Origin of the sequence: Pseudomonas sp. CCC4.1, from assembly GCF_035019225.1 — a bacterium.
GTDB lineage: Bacteria > Pseudomonadota > Gammaproteobacteria > Pseudomonadales > Pseudomonadaceae > Aquipseudomonas > Aquipseudomonas bubulae.
Genome location: NZ_JASJWL010000086.1, coordinates 1 through 15,713, shown reverse-complemented (window position 1 = coordinate 15,713; position 15,713 = coordinate 1). Strand labels below are relative to the sequence as shown.

The 15,713-nt window shown below is 60.5% G+C and carries 21 protein-coding genes; 18 read left to right on the top strand and 3 right to left on the bottom strand.

Annotated features, from left to right (window positions below):
- From cheB to QN377_RS21705, 7 genes are all read left to right on the top strand, one after another.
- The coding region (gene cheB, locus QN377_RS21735) for a chemotaxis-specific protein-glutamate methyltransferase CheB (protein ID WP_323567661.1) at positions 1–691 on the top strand (691 nt) is incomplete at its 5' end.
- On the top strand, positions 691–1,431 hold the full coding sequence (locus tag QN377_RS21730) for a flagellar motor protein (RefSeq protein ID WP_095002088.1): 741 nt from the start codon (positions 691–693) through the stop codon (positions 1,429–1,431). The genes cheB and QN377_RS21730, both read left to right, overlap by 1 nt.
- 2 nt (positions 1,432–1,433) lie before the next feature.
- The gene (motD, locus tag QN377_RS21725) at positions 1,434–2,324 is read left to right on the top strand and encodes a flagellar motor protein MotD (RefSeq protein WP_095002087.1); all 891 of its coding nucleotides are present in this window, start codon (positions 1,434–1,436) and stop codon (positions 2,322–2,324) included.
- A gap of 39 nt (positions 2,325–2,363) precedes the next feature.
- Positions 2,364–3,152, top strand: a complete 789-nt coding sequence (locus tag QN377_RS21720) for a ParA family protein (RefSeq protein ID WP_095002086.1) — start codon at positions 2,364–2,366, stop codon at positions 3,150–3,152.
- A gap of 84 nt (positions 3,153–3,236) precedes the next feature.
- Positions 3,237–3,965, top strand: a complete 729-nt coding sequence (locus QN377_RS21715; RefSeq protein WP_095002085.1) for a CheW domain-containing protein — start codon at positions 3,237–3,239, stop codon at positions 3,963–3,965.
- Between the two features lie 81 nt (positions 3,966–4,046).
- Positions 4,047–4,526, top strand: coding sequence for a chemotaxis protein CheW (locus QN377_RS21710; protein ID WP_016781537.1), 480 nt, complete (start codon positions 4,047–4,049; stop codon positions 4,524–4,526).
- A complete protein-coding gene (locus QN377_RS21705) occupies positions 4,527–4,919 on the top strand; it encodes a DUF2802 domain-containing protein (protein ID WP_095002084.1) in 393 nt (130 codons plus the stop codon). It abuts the gene before it with no gap.
- Between the two features lie 56 nt (positions 4,920–4,975).
- Here QN377_RS21705 and QN377_RS21700 read toward each other — a convergent pair whose 3' ends face one another.
- Positions 4,976–5,851 (bottom strand): LysR substrate-binding domain-containing protein, encoded by an 876-nt coding sequence (locus tag QN377_RS21700; RefSeq protein WP_095018897.1) that lies wholly within the window; start codon positions 5,849–5,851, stop codon positions 4,976–4,978.
- Positions 5,852–5,959: 108 nt separating this feature from the next.
- Here QN377_RS21700 and QN377_RS21695 point away from each other — a divergent pair, with 108 nt between their 5' ends.
- Entirely contained in the window at positions 5,960–6,373 is a 414-nt protein-coding gene (locus tag QN377_RS21695; protein WP_095002082.1) for a VOC family protein, read from the top strand.
- A gap of 29 nt (positions 6,374–6,402) precedes the next feature.
- Positions 6,403–7,692 carry an amidase gene (locus QN377_RS21690; protein WP_138738212.1) on the top strand — a complete coding sequence of 430 codons (1,290 nt, stop codon included), beginning with the start codon at positions 6,403–6,405 and terminating at the stop codon, positions 7,690–7,692.
- 24 nt (positions 7,693–7,716) lie between these two features.
- Here QN377_RS21690 and QN377_RS21685 read toward each other — a convergent pair whose 3' ends face one another.
- The gene (locus QN377_RS21685) at positions 7,717–8,034 is read right to left on the bottom strand and encodes an EscU/YscU/HrcU family type III secretion system export apparatus switch protein (protein ID WP_095002080.1); all 318 of its coding nucleotides are present in this window, start codon (positions 8,032–8,034) and stop codon (positions 7,717–7,719) included.
- Entirely contained in the window at positions 8,031–9,602 is a 1,572-nt protein-coding gene (locus tag QN377_RS21680) for a flagellar hook-length control protein FliK (protein ID WP_095039467.1), read from the bottom strand. The genes QN377_RS21685 and QN377_RS21680 overlap by 4 nt, the downstream gene beginning before the upstream one ends.
- Before the next feature lie 192 nt (positions 9,603–9,794).
- Between QN377_RS21680 and ccmA the strand changes: the two genes are divergently transcribed.
- The 9 genes from ccmA to ccmI form a co-directional block, all read left to right on the top strand.
- Positions 9,795–10,430 carry a cytochrome c biogenesis heme-transporting ATPase CcmA gene (ccmA, locus tag QN377_RS21675; protein WP_095039471.1) on the top strand — a complete coding sequence of 212 codons (636 nt, stop codon included), beginning with the start codon at positions 9,795–9,797 and terminating at the stop codon, positions 10,428–10,430.
- Positions 10,427–11,095 (top strand): heme exporter protein CcmB, encoded by a 669-nt coding sequence (gene ccmB, locus QN377_RS21670; protein WP_016781529.1) that lies wholly within the window; start codon positions 10,427–10,429, stop codon positions 11,093–11,095. Before ccmA ends, ccmB begins: the two co-directional genes overlap by 4 nt.
- Before the next feature lie 84 nt (positions 11,096–11,179).
- Positions 11,180–11,938 (top strand): heme ABC transporter permease, encoded by a 759-nt coding sequence (locus QN377_RS21665; RefSeq protein WP_176464297.1) that lies wholly within the window; start codon positions 11,180–11,182, stop codon positions 11,936–11,938.
- Complete coding sequence (gene ccmD / locus QN377_RS21660) at positions 11,935–12,111, top strand: heme exporter protein CcmD (protein ID WP_016781528.1); 177 nt, start codon at positions 11,935–11,937, stop codon at positions 12,109–12,111. Before QN377_RS21665 ends, ccmD begins: the two co-directional genes overlap by 4 nt.
- Positions 12,108–12,569 (top strand): cytochrome c maturation protein CcmE, encoded by a 462-nt coding sequence (ccmE, locus tag QN377_RS21655; RefSeq protein ID WP_016781527.1) that lies wholly within the window; start codon positions 12,108–12,110, stop codon positions 12,567–12,569. The genes ccmD and ccmE overlap by 4 nt, the downstream gene beginning before the upstream one ends.
- The gene (locus QN377_RS21650; RefSeq protein WP_095021429.1) at positions 12,569–14,554 is read left to right on the top strand and encodes a heme lyase CcmF/NrfE family subunit; all 1,986 of its coding nucleotides are present in this window, start codon (positions 12,569–12,571) and stop codon (positions 14,552–14,554) included. Before ccmE ends, QN377_RS21650 begins: the two co-directional genes overlap by 1 nt.
- Positions 14,551–15,087 (top strand): DsbE family thiol:disulfide interchange protein, encoded by a 537-nt coding sequence (locus QN377_RS21645; RefSeq protein ID WP_088377708.1) that lies wholly within the window; start codon positions 14,551–14,553, stop codon positions 15,085–15,087. Before QN377_RS21650 ends, QN377_RS21645 begins: the two co-directional genes overlap by 4 nt.
- The gene (locus QN377_RS21640) at positions 15,084–15,560 is read left to right on the top strand and encodes a cytochrome c-type biogenesis protein (RefSeq protein ID WP_095018891.1); all 477 of its coding nucleotides are present in this window, start codon (positions 15,084–15,086) and stop codon (positions 15,558–15,560) included. The genes QN377_RS21645 and QN377_RS21640 overlap by 4 nt, the downstream gene beginning before the upstream one ends.
- The coding region (ccmI, locus tag QN377_RS21635; RefSeq protein WP_323567662.1) for a c-type cytochrome biogenesis protein CcmI at positions 15,553–15,713 on the top strand (161 nt) is incomplete at its 3' end. The genes QN377_RS21640 and ccmI, both read left to right, overlap by 8 nt.

Here is a 15,713-nt window from a genome sequence, read left to right as displayed (position 1 = left end):
TGTGTATAAGAGACAGGGGCTGGGCGGTTTCGTGGCGCCGGCCGCGGTGGCCGCGCCGGTGCGCACCACACCCATTGCCAGCCGTGGCGGCCCTGTGCCAACCCCGGCGGCTGCCGCACCCAAGCGCAAGGCTTACAAGCTGGTGGCTATCGGCACCTCAACCGGTGGGCCGGTGGCCTTGCAACGGGTACTGACGCAGTTGCCGGGCAATTTCCCGGCGCCGATCGTGCTTGTGCAGCATATGCCGGCCGCGTTCACTAAAGCGTTTGCCGAGCGGCTGGACAAGCTTTGCCGCATCAGTGTCAAGGAAGCCGAGGACGGCGATATCCTGCGCCCCGGTCTGGCCTTGCTGGCACCTGGCGGCAAGCAAATGATGATCGACGGCCGTGGCGCCGTACGCATCCTGCCGGGCGATGAGCGCCTCAACTACAAACCGTGCGTGGATATCACCTTCGGCTCGGCGGCCAAATCCTTTGGTGACAAAGTTTTGGCGGTGGTATTGACCGGCATGGGCGCGGACGGCCGCGAAGGCGCGCGCATGCTCAAACAGGGCGGCAGCCAGGTATGGGCCCAGGACGAAGCCAGTTGCGTGATTTACGGCATGCCCATGGCCATCATCAAAGCCGGCCTGGCCGATGCGGTGTACAGCCTCGATGACATTGGCCGGCACCTGGCCGAGGCTTGCCACTGATGGACGTGCTCAGCCTGATTGGCATCATCATGGCGTTTGTCGCGATTATCGGCGGCAACTACCTGGAGGGTGGCCATCTGGGCGCTCTGGCCAATGGCCCGGCAGCGTTGATCGTGCTGGGCGGCACTGTGGGCGCGGCATTGCTGCAGTCGCCCATGAGTGCGTTCAAACGGGCAATGCAGACCGTGGTGTGGATTCTGTTTCCGCCACGTATCGACATGACGGGCGGTATCGACCGTGTCGTCAATTGGAGCCTTACGGCCCGCAAGGAAGGCTTGCTCGGCCTGGAAGGCATGGCCGATACCGAGCCCGACAGCTATTCGCGCAAGGGCCTGCAATTGCTGGTCGACGGAGTAGAGCCGGAAACCATTCGCAGCGTGCTGGAAGTCGACTACATGACCCAGGAAAGCCGCGATATCGAGGCCGCCAAGGTGTTTGAGAGCATGGGCGGTTACGCCCCGACCATCGGCATTATTGGCGCGGTCATGGGCTTGATCCACGTTATGGGCAACCTGGCCGATCCAGGGCAACTGGGCAGTGGCATTGCGGTGGCGTTTGTCGCGACCATTTACGGGGTGGCCAGCGCCAACCTGGTGTTGCTGCCCATTGCCAGCAAGCTCAAGGCCATTGCCATGCGCCAGTCGCTGTACCGTGAGATGTTGCTCGAAGGCATCCTGTCGATTGCCGAGGGCGAGAACCCGCGCTCCATTGAACTCAAACTTCAAGGCTTTACAGGTTAACTATGAGCCGGCGCCGTCGCCACGCGGATGAACACGTCAATCACGAACGCTGGCTTGTGTCCTACGCGGACTTCATCACCTTGCTGTTTGCCTTTTTCGTCGTCATGTACTCGATTTCTTCAATCAATGAGGGCAAGTACCGAGTGATTTCCCAGGCGCTGGTCGGTGTGTTCAATGACACCGAGCGCAGCATCAAGCCGGTGCCCATCGGTGAAGAGCGTCCGCTGACCACCCAGCCTGCCGAACCCTTGATAAAAGACAGCGAAAATACTGACGCCGGTTTGGGGCAGCGCCCCGATGACCCGCTCAAGACCATTGCCAATGACATCACCCATGCCTTTGGTGATTTGATCGCGTCCAAACAATTGACGGTGCGCGGCAATGAGCTGTGGGTCGAGATCGAACTCAACTCCAGCCTGCTGTTCGGCAGCGGTGATGCGATGCCCAGCAATGCAGCTTTCGAGATCATCGACAAAGTGGCCGCAGTACTCAAACCCTTTGAAAACCCGATACATGTCGAAGGGTTTACTGACGACCTGCCGATCCGGACCGCGCAGTACCCGACCAACTGGGAATTGTCATCGGCGCGCTCGGCAAGCATCGTGCGCATGCTCGCCATGCAGGGGGTCAGCCCCGGGCGCATGGCCTCGGTGGGCTACGGCGAGTTTCAGCCGGTGGCCAACAACGCTACGCCAGAGGGGCGCGCGCTCAATCGCCGGGTAGTGCTGGTGGTGTCGCGCAACCTTGAGGTACGCCGCAGCCTGACTGGCACGGGCAGCGCCCATGCAACACCGGATGCCGCCTTGAAGCGGGCTGGCACACAAACTGCACCGCCACAGACACAGCCACTGGTTCGCGGGAATGCCGTCAATTCCCCGTCGCCAACCCTATAAATCTCGGCCGGCACGCATGCAGCCGGGAGGAACAACTGAATGAGAGTCTGGGCAGTAGCCAATCAAAAAGGTGGGGTCGGCAAGACCACCACATCCATCGCCCTGGCCGGTTTGCTGGCAGAGGCGGGCAAGCGCGTGGTGGTGGTCGATCTTGACCCGCACGGCTCCATGACCAGCTACTTCGGTTATGACCCCGATGGTCTGGAACACAGTGTCTACGACCTGTTTCTGCATCAGGGCCAGGTGCCTGAGGGCCTGGCCGCGCAATTGCTGTTGCCCACCAGCCACGAGAAAATTTCCTTGCTGCCGGCCACCACGGCCCTGGCGACCCTCGAGCGTCAGGCTCCGGGGCAAAGCGGCCTGGGCCTTGTGATTGCCCGCAGCCTGGCGCAACTGTGGCAGGACTATGACTACGCGATCATCGACAGCCCGCCGATTCTGGGTGTGTTGATGGTCAACGCGCTGGCGGCCAGTCAGCAGTTGATCATCCCGGTGCAAACCGAACATCTGGCGCTCAAGGGCCTGGAACGCATGGTGCATACCCTGCGCATGATCAACCGCTCGCGCCCCCAGGAGCTGCCGTTCTGTATCGTGCCGACGTTGTTCGACCGGCGTACCCAGGCGTCGATGAGTACCTTGCGAGTATTGCGCGATGTGTACCCCGAGACCCTGTGGCAGGGTTTTATCCCGGTCGATACTCGTTTGCGCGATGCCAGCCGTGCCGGGCAGACGCCTTCGCAGTTCGATGAGAAAACCCGTGGAGTGATCGCCTACCGTGCGTTGCTCAAGCACGTCCTCACCCGCCAGCTTGCACCGCAGGTGGCGTGAAGTGGGCGGGCATTCAAGTATCGGTCGGGTCTGGCCGATAACGACTACAGGTCTCTGTCGCGAGGCTGATGAGTGGGGCACTTTATGACGCAGCCAGTAGCACTTTCCAACCGCTCGCAAGTGGCCTTGCAGTCGTACCTCGACGACTTGCTGTTTGATGCAACCCAGGCGCTGGAAGCGGCTGAACCCGCACCCGCGCAGACGGAGGCGGAACCTGCCGCCGCGCAACCCATTGAAGCGCCGTTGGCGATGCCGGTGGAGCTGTCTGAGGTCGGTGTGCCTGCCGAGGCGCTGGCCCATCCGCTGGTTGAAGTGCATCGGCCCAGTGCCCCCGGGGCGCATTTGCCGGTTCCCGATGATGGTCGCCCGGCCTGGGCTGCCGAACCTTTCGAGTGCCTGCTGTTCGACGTGGCGGGGTTGACCCTGGCGGTGCCATTGGTGTGCCTGGGCTCGATCTACTCACTGGCCGGGCGTGAACTCACTCCGCTGTTTGGCCAGCCAGACTGGTTTCTGGGGATCCTGCCCAGCCAGAGCGGCAAGCTCAACGTGCTCGATACCGCGCGCTGGGTGATGCCTGAACGCTATCGCGACGACCTGCGCGAAGGCCTGCAATATGTTATTTCGGTACAGGGTTACGAATGGGGGCTGGCGGTGCATCAGGTCAGCCGCTCGTTGCGCCTGCACCCCAATGAAATCAAATGGCGTTCACAGCGCGGGCAACGGCCGTGGCTGGCGGGCACGGTGATTGAACACATGTGCGCATTGCTGGATGTGGAGCAACTGGCGGCATTGATCGCCAAGGGCAAGTCATAACAATAATCGTGGTCGATTCACCTGCGAGGGCGGATCGCCAGTTATCAGAATCGAGCAGTATTTCAGTCAGGGGTTTGGGGTATGAAACAGTCAGCGGCACAGGGTTCTGAAGATCCGATCCTGCAATGGGTTACCTTCAAGCTGGACAACGAAACCTATGGCATCAATGTGATGCAGGTGCAGGAAGTGCTGCGTTACACCGAAATCGCCCCGGTACCGGGTGCGCCTTCCTACGTGTTGGGTATTATCAACCTGCGCGGCAACGTAGTAACGGTCATAGACACGCGTCAGCGTTTTGGTCTGTACAACGCCGAAATCACCGATAACTCGCGCATCGTCATCATCGAAGCCGACAAGCAAGTGGTTGGGATTCTGGTCGATAGCGTGGCAGAGGTGGTGTATCTGCGTCAGTCCGAAATCGAAACGGCGCCTAACGTGGGCAATGACGAATCGGCCAAGTTTATCCAGGGTGTGTGCAACAAGAACGGCGAACTGCTGATTCTGGTTGAACTGGACAAAATGATGACCGAGGAAGAATGGTCGGATCTGGAGAACATCTGATTGATCCTTGAGGCGGCGGTAATCGTCCTGGGCCTGTTATGGGCCGTGACCCTGTGGCTGTTTGTCAGCCACGTGCGCCGTCAGCGGGTGCTTGTGGCGCAACAGGCTGCGGCCGATGAACAGCGAGACCGGCGCCTTCGGGAACTGGCGCGGCGCCTGGATACCTACCAGAACGGCAATGTGCAGATGGGCGAAGCCCTGCACGAATTGCGCGCCGTGGTTGCGCCGCTGCCCGAGAAGCTGACTCAGCTTGAGCAGCGTGACCCTACCAGCCTGTCGTTCAACCAGGCGGCGCGGCTGGTGAGCATGGGTGCCAGTGTTGATGAGCTGACCCAGGCATGCGGCCTGACCCAGGCTGAAGCCGAACTGATGAGCAAAATGTACAAGGGTTGAGTTGGGTGACTGACCGTAGCCGCTGAAGTGCGCAGCGAGGCTGCGCTCCTCAACGGCTACAAATGACTGCCTGCAGTCTCCAGCAGCGCCCGCTGCAATACGTCTACCATCCGCAACCTTGGCCCCTGGGCAAGGCTGAGCAGCACAATTTCTCGGTCATAGCGCTTATCCCCGACCGGCTCCAGCACACAACTGCCGGTCCAGCGCTCAATTCCCGACCAGCATGGCACCAGACTCACCCCAAGGCCCTGTGCCGTGAGCAGGGCGATGGTTTCCAGTGCATCCAGATCGAGCAGGGCAGCGGGTGACAGGCTGTGATCCTGCAAGTACTGCAGGGCATGGCGGCCGCCCCAGGCATCGGGGTCATACTGAATGTACGGGCAGTGTTGCAGGCGGGCGTCGATGCCTTGCGTGGAGGGTTCATTGGAAATAAACAGCAAAGGCTCCTTGCGCAGCACCACCACCTCGAAGGTTTTGCTCAGTGCAAAGGGCGGTGCGACCACAATCGCGGCATCCAGCTCATTGGCCTCCAGCGCCTGATACAGCGCGCGCGATGTGCCGGGCACTATGACCGGTTTCAGTTGCGGGGTTGAGCGGGTCAAGGCGCGCAAGGCCTGTGGCAGAAGCCCCGTGAGCACGGTTGAAATGGCGCCGATGCGCAAGGGGCCGGTCAGGCCCTGGCTATCGGCATCACCTGCCAGCAGCGCCACTTCATTGACGATGGCACGTGCCCGGGGCAGTAAATCCAGGCAGGCCAGGCTGGGTTTGGCCTCATGCCCGATGCGCACCAGAAGCTCCAGCCCGAGCTGGCGCTCAAGGGCCAGAATGCGCTGGCTGACGGCGGCGGCAGTGAGGTTTTCCAGGCGTGCTGCCCTGGCAATCGAGCCGCAATCCACCACGGCGATCAGGCTTTTGAGGTAGCGCGTATCCATAAGAATTTCTTTCTTTCACGGATAAAATAACAGGTTAGTTCTATTGAAGACGGCAATGCATCATTGGCGCAAGGGCCATCTGGCCTGTTCCGGTTTCAGGAGGTCACTGTGCAATCGCTTTTTCATTTCGCCTATCACGTTCACGACCTGGTCTCGGCGCGACGCTTTTATTGCGACGTGCTGGGCTGTGCTGAGGGCCGCAGCACGGAGAGCTGGGTAGATATCGACTTTTTCGGCCATCAGTTGTCGTTGCATCTGGGCGAGCCGTTTTCCGTTAGCAATACCGGGAAAGTCGGCGAGCACCGGGTGCCCATGCCACATTTTGGCGTGGTACTGGCCATGCCCGACTGGCACGCTCTCAAAGAACGCCTGCTGAGCCGTGACGTGCAGTTTGTACTGGAGCCGACCCTGCGCTTTGCCGGGACAGCGGGGGAGCAGGCGACGATGTTTTTCCTCGACCCCTCGGGCAATCCCATTGAGATCAAGGGTTTTGCCGATTGGGCAGCGGTATATGCCGTGTAACACAGCCATAATCCGAGGTTAAACATCACATGAGCTTTCTTGACACTGCAGATGCCTGCGCGATCGCCGAACACGTACGCAAGGCGCTGCTTGGCCCCGGGCAGGTGGCTGAGCATTTTCTGGCGCAAAGCAATGCCCGCGAACCTGCAATCCAGGCGTTTGCCGCGCTCGATGCGCAGTGCGTACGTAAACAGGCCCTGTGCCTGGGCAGCCCGCAGATCAATGGTTTATTGGCCGGTGTGCCGGTGGGGGTCAAGGACATCATTGATACCGGCGACCATCCGACAGCATTTTACTCGCCGATCTACGCCCACAACCGGCCCTCGCGGGATGCCCATGTGGTTGCGCTGCTGCGTCAGGCCGGGGCGGTGATCATGGGTAAAACCCATACCACTGAATTTGCCTATATGCACACGGGGCCGACGCGTAATCCCCATGACCTGCAGAGGACGCCGGGCAGCTCCAGTGCCGGCTCTGCTGCGGGCATGGCCGCGGGCTTTTTCCCCCTTGCCCTGGGCACGCAAACGGCGGGCTCGCTGCTTAAGCCTGCATCCTATTGCGGGTTGTATGCCTTCAAGCCGTCCCATGGGCTGGTTTCCCTGGAAGGGGTCAAGCCCCTGGCGCCGAGCTTCGACACCCTGGGCTGGTATGGCCGTTCGGTTCGCGACCTGGCGCTGCTCGCCCGGGTACTGGTGCCCGGCTTGCCGCAAACGAACGGGGAGAATGGCGCCCGATTATTCGGGTTTTGTCGTACGTCGCGTTGGGATCAGATCGATCCTCCGGTGGCTAAGGCCTTGCTGGCAGCTATGGAACAATTGAAAACCGCAGGCCATAGCGTCACCGAGGTGGTACTGGAGGACGAGTTTGCCAGTGTTTTCGATGATCACCAGTTGATCAATGACTGCGAGGGTGCCCGTTCACTGAGCAAGGAGTGGCAATCGAACCCCGAGCAACTGAGCCCGCAAGTGCTGGCCATGATTGATAGGGCGCGGGCCACCAGTTGGCAGCAGGAAACGGCAGCGAAGGCTCGGCTGGCGGCGTTGGCGCCGGTGTTGAAGGAGCATTTCGAACCCTTTGACGCGATGCTGGGTGCCACCTGCGGCATGGTTGCGCCACTGGGGTTGCAGAGCACCGGGCCATCAGACTTCTGCAAGTTCTGGATGGCATTCGGCCTGCCCCAGCTCAATATTCCGATGCCCCGGGCGTCGGGGGAGCTGCCAGTGGGGTTGCAACTGATTGGCGGATTTCGTCAGGACAGCAGGCTGCTCGAAGCGGCGCAGCAGGTGGATAGCGCCCTGCGCTCAACGCCCGGTCTGTAGCAGCTGCCGAAGGCGATAGAGCGTTCAACGGGGAGTGATGTCGCGTTCCTCCGGCTCGGTCTGGGGGGCAAAACCCTCTGGGAATTTACCTTTAAGCTGCCAGGCAAAGGCAATGATCTCTGCCAGTGTGCGGTACAGCTCTTGCGGGATGCTGTCACCCAACTCCATGCGCGCCAGTAATTTGACCAGCTCGGCATTTTCATAGATCGGCACTTCGTGTTCACGGGCCAGCGCCAGGATGGCTTCGGCCAGTTCGTCATCGCCCTTGGCGGTGAGGGTAGGGGCCTGTTTGCCGTCGTATTTGAGGGCAATCGCCTGGCGCGGTTCTGCAGGTGTATTCATGCGGTTTCATCGACCCAGCGTTGTTCCAGACGGGTATGGCCACTTTGCGGCGGGATGCCTTGATGGCAATCCAGATCGGTCACGCTCAACCCGGCTTCACTCAGACGCTGACGCAAGTTGCCCAGCTGACTTTCGATCAGGCGGGCGGTGTATGCCTGTTCGGCCCAGAGCTGGCCCGACAGGTTGCCTCGCAACAGCTGCGCCTGCACATGCAGCGGGCCCAGGGGGGCGAGGTCGAAGGCCAGCTCCACGCGCCATAGTTGATCCTTGATCTCCCGGGATTCGGTTTTATCTTGCGCTTGTTTTTCCGGCGGGTCTTCACGCTGGAACTTGACCTGCAAAGGTACGATGTCGTGAGCATTGCGCATGGGGATTTCCAGTTGCCAGGTGGTCAGTACACCACCCTCGGCCGTGCGCCCACTCTGTTCCAGGCTGGACAGCTGATGGCTTTGCAGCCGCGAGACAGCTGCTGCTGCCAGTTTCAGCAAGTTCTCCAGGCTGTCTTCACCTTCACCGTTCTGCAGCAAGCGCTGGGGCAAGGGGAAGCCGCCGGGCTGTGGTTTGGCGCTGACCTGGCCGAGCATGCCCAGGGCATTACGCACAAAAGTCGGCAAGGCCTGGGCCTGGGTGCTGGCAGCCATGCCGGGGTTGAAGCTGGTGCTTGACGGCAGACCGGGCAGGATCTGCGCAATAAGGCGCAGCAAGGTAGCTTTCATGTCAGGGGCCTGTGCCGGGGTTTGCCCGGTCAGCAGTCGGGCCTCCAGAAATGCCCCGCTGTTGAGCAGGGCATCACCCAGGCCTTTGGCGTTGCTCAGTTGGTAGGGCGTAGGCAAACCGGCTAATAGTTTGTCGATGGATGCACGCAGCTCAGCAGGCATGTCGGCAGTGGCCGGCAGTTTTTGCAGGGCGTTGAAAAGGCCCTCCAACGAGCCTTGCCGGCTCTGTTGTGTTGCCAGTTGTTGCGCCACAGCCAGTTGTTCCTGGCGCCCGCTCAGCGGCACAAACTCGAGGCTCTGCGGGCCGTCCACACGGGCGCTAAGCAAGCTGCCGATACGCAAGGGCAGCGGGCTGTCCAGGGTCAGGGTCGTGCCGCTCAGTGCGCTGTTGAGCAAGGTCACCAGTGACCGATAAACCGTCGGTTGCCCTGCGGGCTGCGCCAGGGCCTGAGTGGTCAGTACCTTGCCTTGCAGCAGCGTGCCCACTGGCAACTGTCGGGTATCGAGGCGGGTGAGAGTGGCGACGCTGCTGCTCAGGGCCTGTTGCAGGCTGATCGCAAGGTTTCCCGCAGAAGGCTGGGTCACGGCCAGTTGGGTGCCCAGCGGCAAGGGAAAATTGCTGCTGGCCTGCACGTTGGTTTCGCGGCCACTGGCCAGGGTCAACTTGAGCAAAAGCTGGAAGCTCAGATCGTTTTGCTTGAGTGACAGCACCTCGGCCTGGGCACTTTGGCCGGGCTTTATCAGGCCCTCTGCGGGCTGCAGCAACTTGAGCACTTCACCGCCCACAAGCCCCTGACGCACACTGCTGGGGGCGGGTTGTGGGATGGGTGGAATATTCATGTCGCCTTTCATCGTAACAACCTGTCGAAATTGCCCTCTTTAGCGTAGGACATGGCATGTATAATGCTGCCCCGTCGTTCAGAGCGCCTAAAAAACATAACAATTGTTTGATCCAGCTCTCTGAATCAGGCCGCAAATGCATTTATCCTGCATCACTTTAACGGCCATGCCTGCGCCGACTTGAACCGTGAAGGCCTCAATTACGTGACCAGCCCTCTTTTAGAAGCCGTAGCGCTCGCTTGTGAGCGTGACTGGCGGATGCTGTTCGAACACCTCGAATTGCGTCTGAGCAGCGGCGACATGCTGCAAATCAGCGGCCCCAACGGCAGCGGCAAAACCAGCCTGCTGCGCTTGTTGGCGGGCCTGATGCAGCCAACGGCTGGCGAAGTACGGCTTAACGGTATGGCCCTGAGCGCCCAACGTCATGAATTGACCAGCAATTTGCTGTGGATCGGCCATGCGGCGGGAATCAAGGATTTGCTCACGGCCGAAGAAAACCTCAGCTGGCTGTGCGCCTTGCATCGCCAGGCAACCCGTGATGCCATCTGGGCTGCGTTGCATGAGGTCGGCTTGCAGGGTTTTGAGGATGTGCCGTGCCACACCTTGTCGGCAGGGCAGCAGCGCCGTGTGGCGCTGGCCCGCCTGTATCTGGACAGCCCGCCGTTGTGGATTCTCGATGAGCCGTTTACCGCGCTCGATAAACAGGGCGTGGCGCAACTCGAAGAACACCTGGCCCGCCACTGTGAAAGCGGCGGCATGGTGGTGCTCACCACGCACCATACCTTGACCCGGATGCCAGCCGGTTACCGCAATATCGACCTGGGGCAGTGGGCTGTATGAGTGTGTTTGCCGTGTTGGTGGCGCGCGAAGCGCGTTTGCTGTTCCGTCGCCCGGCCGAATTGGCCAACCCGTTGGTGTTCTTCGCGATTGTCATCGCAATGTTTCCGCTGGCCGTTGGCCCGGAGACGAAATTGTTGCAAACCTTGTCTCCAGGACTGCTGTGGGTCGCGGCCCTTTTAGCGGTTTTACTCTCGCTGGACGGGCTTTTCCGCAGTGATTTCGAGGACGGATCGCTTGAGCAGTGGGTCCTTTCGTCGCACCCCCTGCCTCTACTGGTACTGGCCAAGGTGCTGGCACACTGGGCGTTTTCCGGTCTGGCGCTGGTGATCCTGTCACCCCTGCTGGCCCTGATGCTCGGGCTGCCGGTGGCGTGCCTGCCGGTGTTGCTGATGTCGTTGCTGCTGGGGACGCCAGTGTTGAGCCTGCTTGGTGCCGTGGGCGCTGCCCTGACCGTGGGCCTCAAGCGCGGCGGCTTGCTACTGGCGCTATTGATTCTGCCTTTATATATCCCGGTATTGATCCTTGGTAGTGGCGCCCTGCAGGCGGCATTGCAAGGCATGCCTGCAACCGGTTATTTGCTCTGGCTTGGTAGCCTGACCGCCCTGGCTGTAACCCTGACACCTTTTGCAATAGCTGCCGGCCTGAAAATCAGCGTCGGCGAATAATGAGGTCTGGCCTGCGTGGGCCAGTAAAGACCCTGGCTGGCATGACAGCACACCTGTCGTGACCGGCACCGTGATGGAAGCAGCGTGATGAACTGGACTTGGTTTCACAAACTCGGCTCGCCCAAATGGTTCTATGCCATCAGTGGGCGGCTGTTGCCGTGGTTAAGCATTGCCGCCGTGTTGCTGATCACCTGCGGGGTGATCTGGGGCCTGGCCTTTGCACCGCCGGACTACCAGCAGGGCAACAGCTTCCGCATCATCTATATCCATGTTCCTGCGGCCATGCTGGCGCAATCCTGCTACGTGATGCTGGCGGTGTGCGGTGTGGTAGGGCTGGTGTGGAAGATGAAAATCGCCGACGTGGCCCTGCAATCCGCCGCACCCATTGGCGCCTGGATGACAGCCGTGGCGCTGGTCACCGGTGCGGTGTGGGGCAAGCCGACCTGGGGCTCGTGGTGGGTCTGGGATGCGCGTCTGACCTCGATGCTGATTCTGCTGTTTCTGTATTTCGGCCTGATTGCCCTGGGCAACGCCATCACCAATCGCGACAGTGCGGCCAAGGCCTGCGCGGTGCTGGCGATTGTGGGCGTGATCAATATTCCGATCATCAAGTACTCGGTGGAGTGGTGGAACACCCTGCACCAGGGCGCGACCTTCACCCTGACCGAAAAACCGGCCATGCCCATGGAAATGTGGATGCCGCTGTTGCTCACGGTGCTGGGCTTTTATTGCTTCTTTGGCGCGGTGCTGCTGTTGCGCATGCGTCTTGAGGTGCTCAAGCGCGAGGCCCGCAGCACCTGGGTCAAGGCTGAGGTGTTGAAGGCTCTGGAGGGTGCGCGATGAGTTTTGCTTCTTTTGGCGACTTTCTCGCCATGGGCCATCACGGGGTATATGTCTGGTCGGCCTATGGCATTTGCCTGGCGGTGCTGGGGTTGAACGTGGCACTGCCAATCATGGCGCGCCGGCGTTATCTGCAACAAGAGGCGCGTCGTTTGCGTCGGGAGAATTCGAAGTGAATCCGCTGCGCAAAAAACGCTTGATCATCATCCTGGCGATTCTGGTAGGGGTCGGCGCTGCCGTGGCCCTGGCCCTGAGCGCCTTGCAGCAGAACATCAACCTGTTTTACACCCCGACCCAGATCGCCAATGGCGAAGCGCCATTGGATACCCGGATCCGTGCCGGTGGCATGGTCGAGGACGGTTCGCTCAAGCGTTCAGGTGACTCGCTGGACGTGCAGTTTGTGGTCACCGATTTCAACAAATCGGTGACCATCCAGTATCGCGGTATCCTCCCGGACCTGTTCCGTGAAGGGCAGGGCATCGTCGCGCTGGGCAAGCTCAATGCCCAGGGTGTGGTGGTGGCTGATGAAGTGCTGGCCAAACACGACGAAAAATACATGCCGCCCGAAGTGACCAAGGCGCTGAACGAAAGTGGCCAATCCGCGCCTGTGCCTGCAAGTGAGGGTAAGTACTGATGTCTGGACTCTATATTCCCGAATTGGGCCATCTGGCCATGATTCTGGCCCTGTGCTTTGCCATTGTGCAGGCCATCGTGCCGCTGCTGGGCGCCTGGCGCGGCGACAAATTGTGGATGAGCCTGGCGCAACCCGCTGCCTGGGGGCAATTTGCCTTTTTGTTGTTCTCCTTTGCCTGCCTGACCTATGCCTTTATGGCCGATGACTTTTCGGTGGCGTACGTAGCCAGCAACTCGAACAGCGCGTTGCCCTGGTACTTCAAGTTCAGCGCGGTGTGGGGTGCCCACGAAGGCTCGCTGCTGTTGTGGGCGATGATCCTCGGTGGCTGGACCTTTGCCGTGTCGATCTTCTCGCGGCAGCTGCCACAAGTGATGCTGGCGCGTGTGCTGGCGATCATGGGCATGATCAGTGTCGGCTTCCTGCTGTTTTTGATCCTGACCTCAGATCCTTTCGTGCGCTTGCTGCCGCAGATTCCTTCGGATGGCAACGACCTTAACCCGCTACTGCAGGACATTGGCCTGATTGTTCACCCGCCAATGCTGTACATGGGCTATGTCGGTTTCTCCGTGGCTTTTGCCTTTGCCATTGCTGCCTTGCTCGGCGGTCGGCTGGACGCAGCCTGGGCGCGCTGGTCGCGTCCATGGACCATCGTGGCATGGGCCTTCCTCGGCATCGGCATCACCCTGGGTTCATGGTGGGCTTATTACGAGCTTGGCTGGGGCGGCTGGTGGTTCTGGGATCCGGTAGAAAATGCTTCGTTCATGCCATGGTTGGTGGGTACGGCGCTGATTCACTCGCTGGCCGTGACCGAAAAACGTGGTGTGTTCAAGAGCTGGACCGTACTGCTGGCGATAGCTGCGTTTTCCCTGAGCCTGCTGGGTACGTTCCTGGTGCGTTCCGGCGTGTTGACCTCGGTGCATGCGTTCGCTTCCGACCCAGAGCGCGGCGTATTCATCCTGATCTTCCTGCTGTTTGTGGTCGGCGGTTCGCTGACCCTGTTTGCCCTGCGTGCGCCAGTGGTGAAAAGCCATGTCAGCTTCAAGCTGTGGTCCCGTGAGACCCTGCTGTTGGGCAACAACCTGATCCTGGTGGTGGCCGCGTCGATGATTCTGCTCGGCACCCTGTACCCACTGATTCTGGATGCCATCAGTGGCGCCAAGATGTCGGTGGGCCCGCCGTACTTCAACGCCCTGTTTATCCCGCTCATGGCTTTGCTGATGGTGGTGATGGCCGTCGGTGTGCTGGTGCGCTGGAAAGACACTCCGGTCAAATGGTTGTTGGGCATGCTCACCCCCGTACTGCTGGGCAGCGCCGCGCTGTCGGCAATTGCCGGAGTGGCCTATGGCGACTTCAACTGGGCGGTGCTGACCACCTTTATGCTGGCGGCCTGGGTGCTGCTGGCCGGGGTGCGTGACATCGGTGACAAGACCCGTCACAAGGGCCTGATCAAAGGCGTGCGCAGCCTGACCCGCAGCTACTGGGGCATGCAGATTGCCCACCTGGGTATCGCCGTGTGTGCGCTGGGGGTGGTGTTGTCGAGCCAGCACAGTGCCGAGCGCGACTTGCGCCTGGCACCGGGCGAGTCGATGGAGCTGGGCGGTTATCACTTCATATTTGAAGGCGCCAAGCACTTCCAGGGTCCGAACTTTACGTCTGACAAAGGCACCGTGCGTGTCATCCGCAATGGCAAGGAAGTCAGCGTACTGCACCCGGAAAAACGCCTCTACACGGTGCAGAACTCGATGATGACCGAAGCCGGGATCGACGCCGGTTTCACCCGTGACCTCTATGTTGCTCTGGGTGAGCCCCTGGACAACGGCGCTTGGGCCGTGCGGGTGCATGTGAAACCGTTTGTGCGCTGGATCTGGTTTGGCGGTCTGCTCACAGGCTTTGGTGGATTGCTGGCAGCGATGGATCGTCGCTACCGGGTCAAGGTGAAAAGCCGCGTGCGTGAAGCACTGGGCATGACAGGAGCCACGGCATGAGACGTTGGTTGATGCTGGTCCCGCTGGCCGTTTTTCTCGGTATGGCGTGGTTTCTCTACCGGGGCTTGTATCTGGACCCGACCGAGCTGCCGTCGGCGATGATCGACAAGCCGTTCCCGGCCTTCAGCCTGCCTTCGGTGGAGGGGGACAAAACCCTCACCGAGGCTGACCTCAAGGGCAAGCCTGCGCTGGTCAACGTGTGGGCCACCTGGTGCATTTCATGCCGGGTCGAGCACCCGGTGCTGACCAAGCTGGCCGATCAGGGTGTACTGATCTACGGCGTGAACTACAAAGACGTCAACGAAGATGCGAAGAAGTGGCTTAAGGATTTCCACAACCCTTATCAGCTGGACATCAACGACGCAGACGGCTCCCTGGGCCTGAATCTGGGCGTGTACGGCGCTCCTGAGACATTTCTGATCGACAGCAAGGGCATCATCCGCCACAAGTTTGTCGGCGTGATCGACGAGACCGTGTGGCGCGAGCAGCTTGCGGGTAAATATCAGGCACTGGTTGACGAGGCCAAACCATGAAGCGCTGGCTAGCCGCCGTGGTTTTCGGTTTGACCCTGACCGGGGTTGCCCATGCCGCCATCGATACCTACGAGTTTGCCAACGACGCCGAGCGCGACCGTTTTCGTGAGCTGACCAAGGAACTGCGCTGCCCCAAGTGTCAGAACCAGGACATCGCCGACTCCAACGCCCCTATTGCCACCGACCTGCGCCGCGAGATCTATCGCATGCTCGGTGAAGGCAAGGACAACCAGCAGATCCTCGATTTCATGGTCGCCCGCTACGGCGATTTCGTGCTCTATAAACCGGCCCTGACCGGCAAGACCGCAGTGCTCTGGTTTGGCCCGCTGGCCCTGCTGGTGGGCGGTCTGGTGGTGATTGGCGTCATCGTCGGGCGCCGTCGACGTACAGAGCAGACCGAAGGTTCGGACACTCTTTCTGCCGAGGAGCGCAAGCGCCTCGACACTTTGCTGGATAAAACCAAAGATGATTGATTTCTGGCTCGCAGCAGGCTTGCTGCTACTGATAGCCCTCAGCTTTTTATTGATCCCGGTATTGCGCGGGCGCCGTGCCCAGCGCGAAGAAGACCGTACCGCTCTGAACGTTGCCTTGTATCAAGAGCGGGTGGCCGAGTTGCAAGCCCAGCG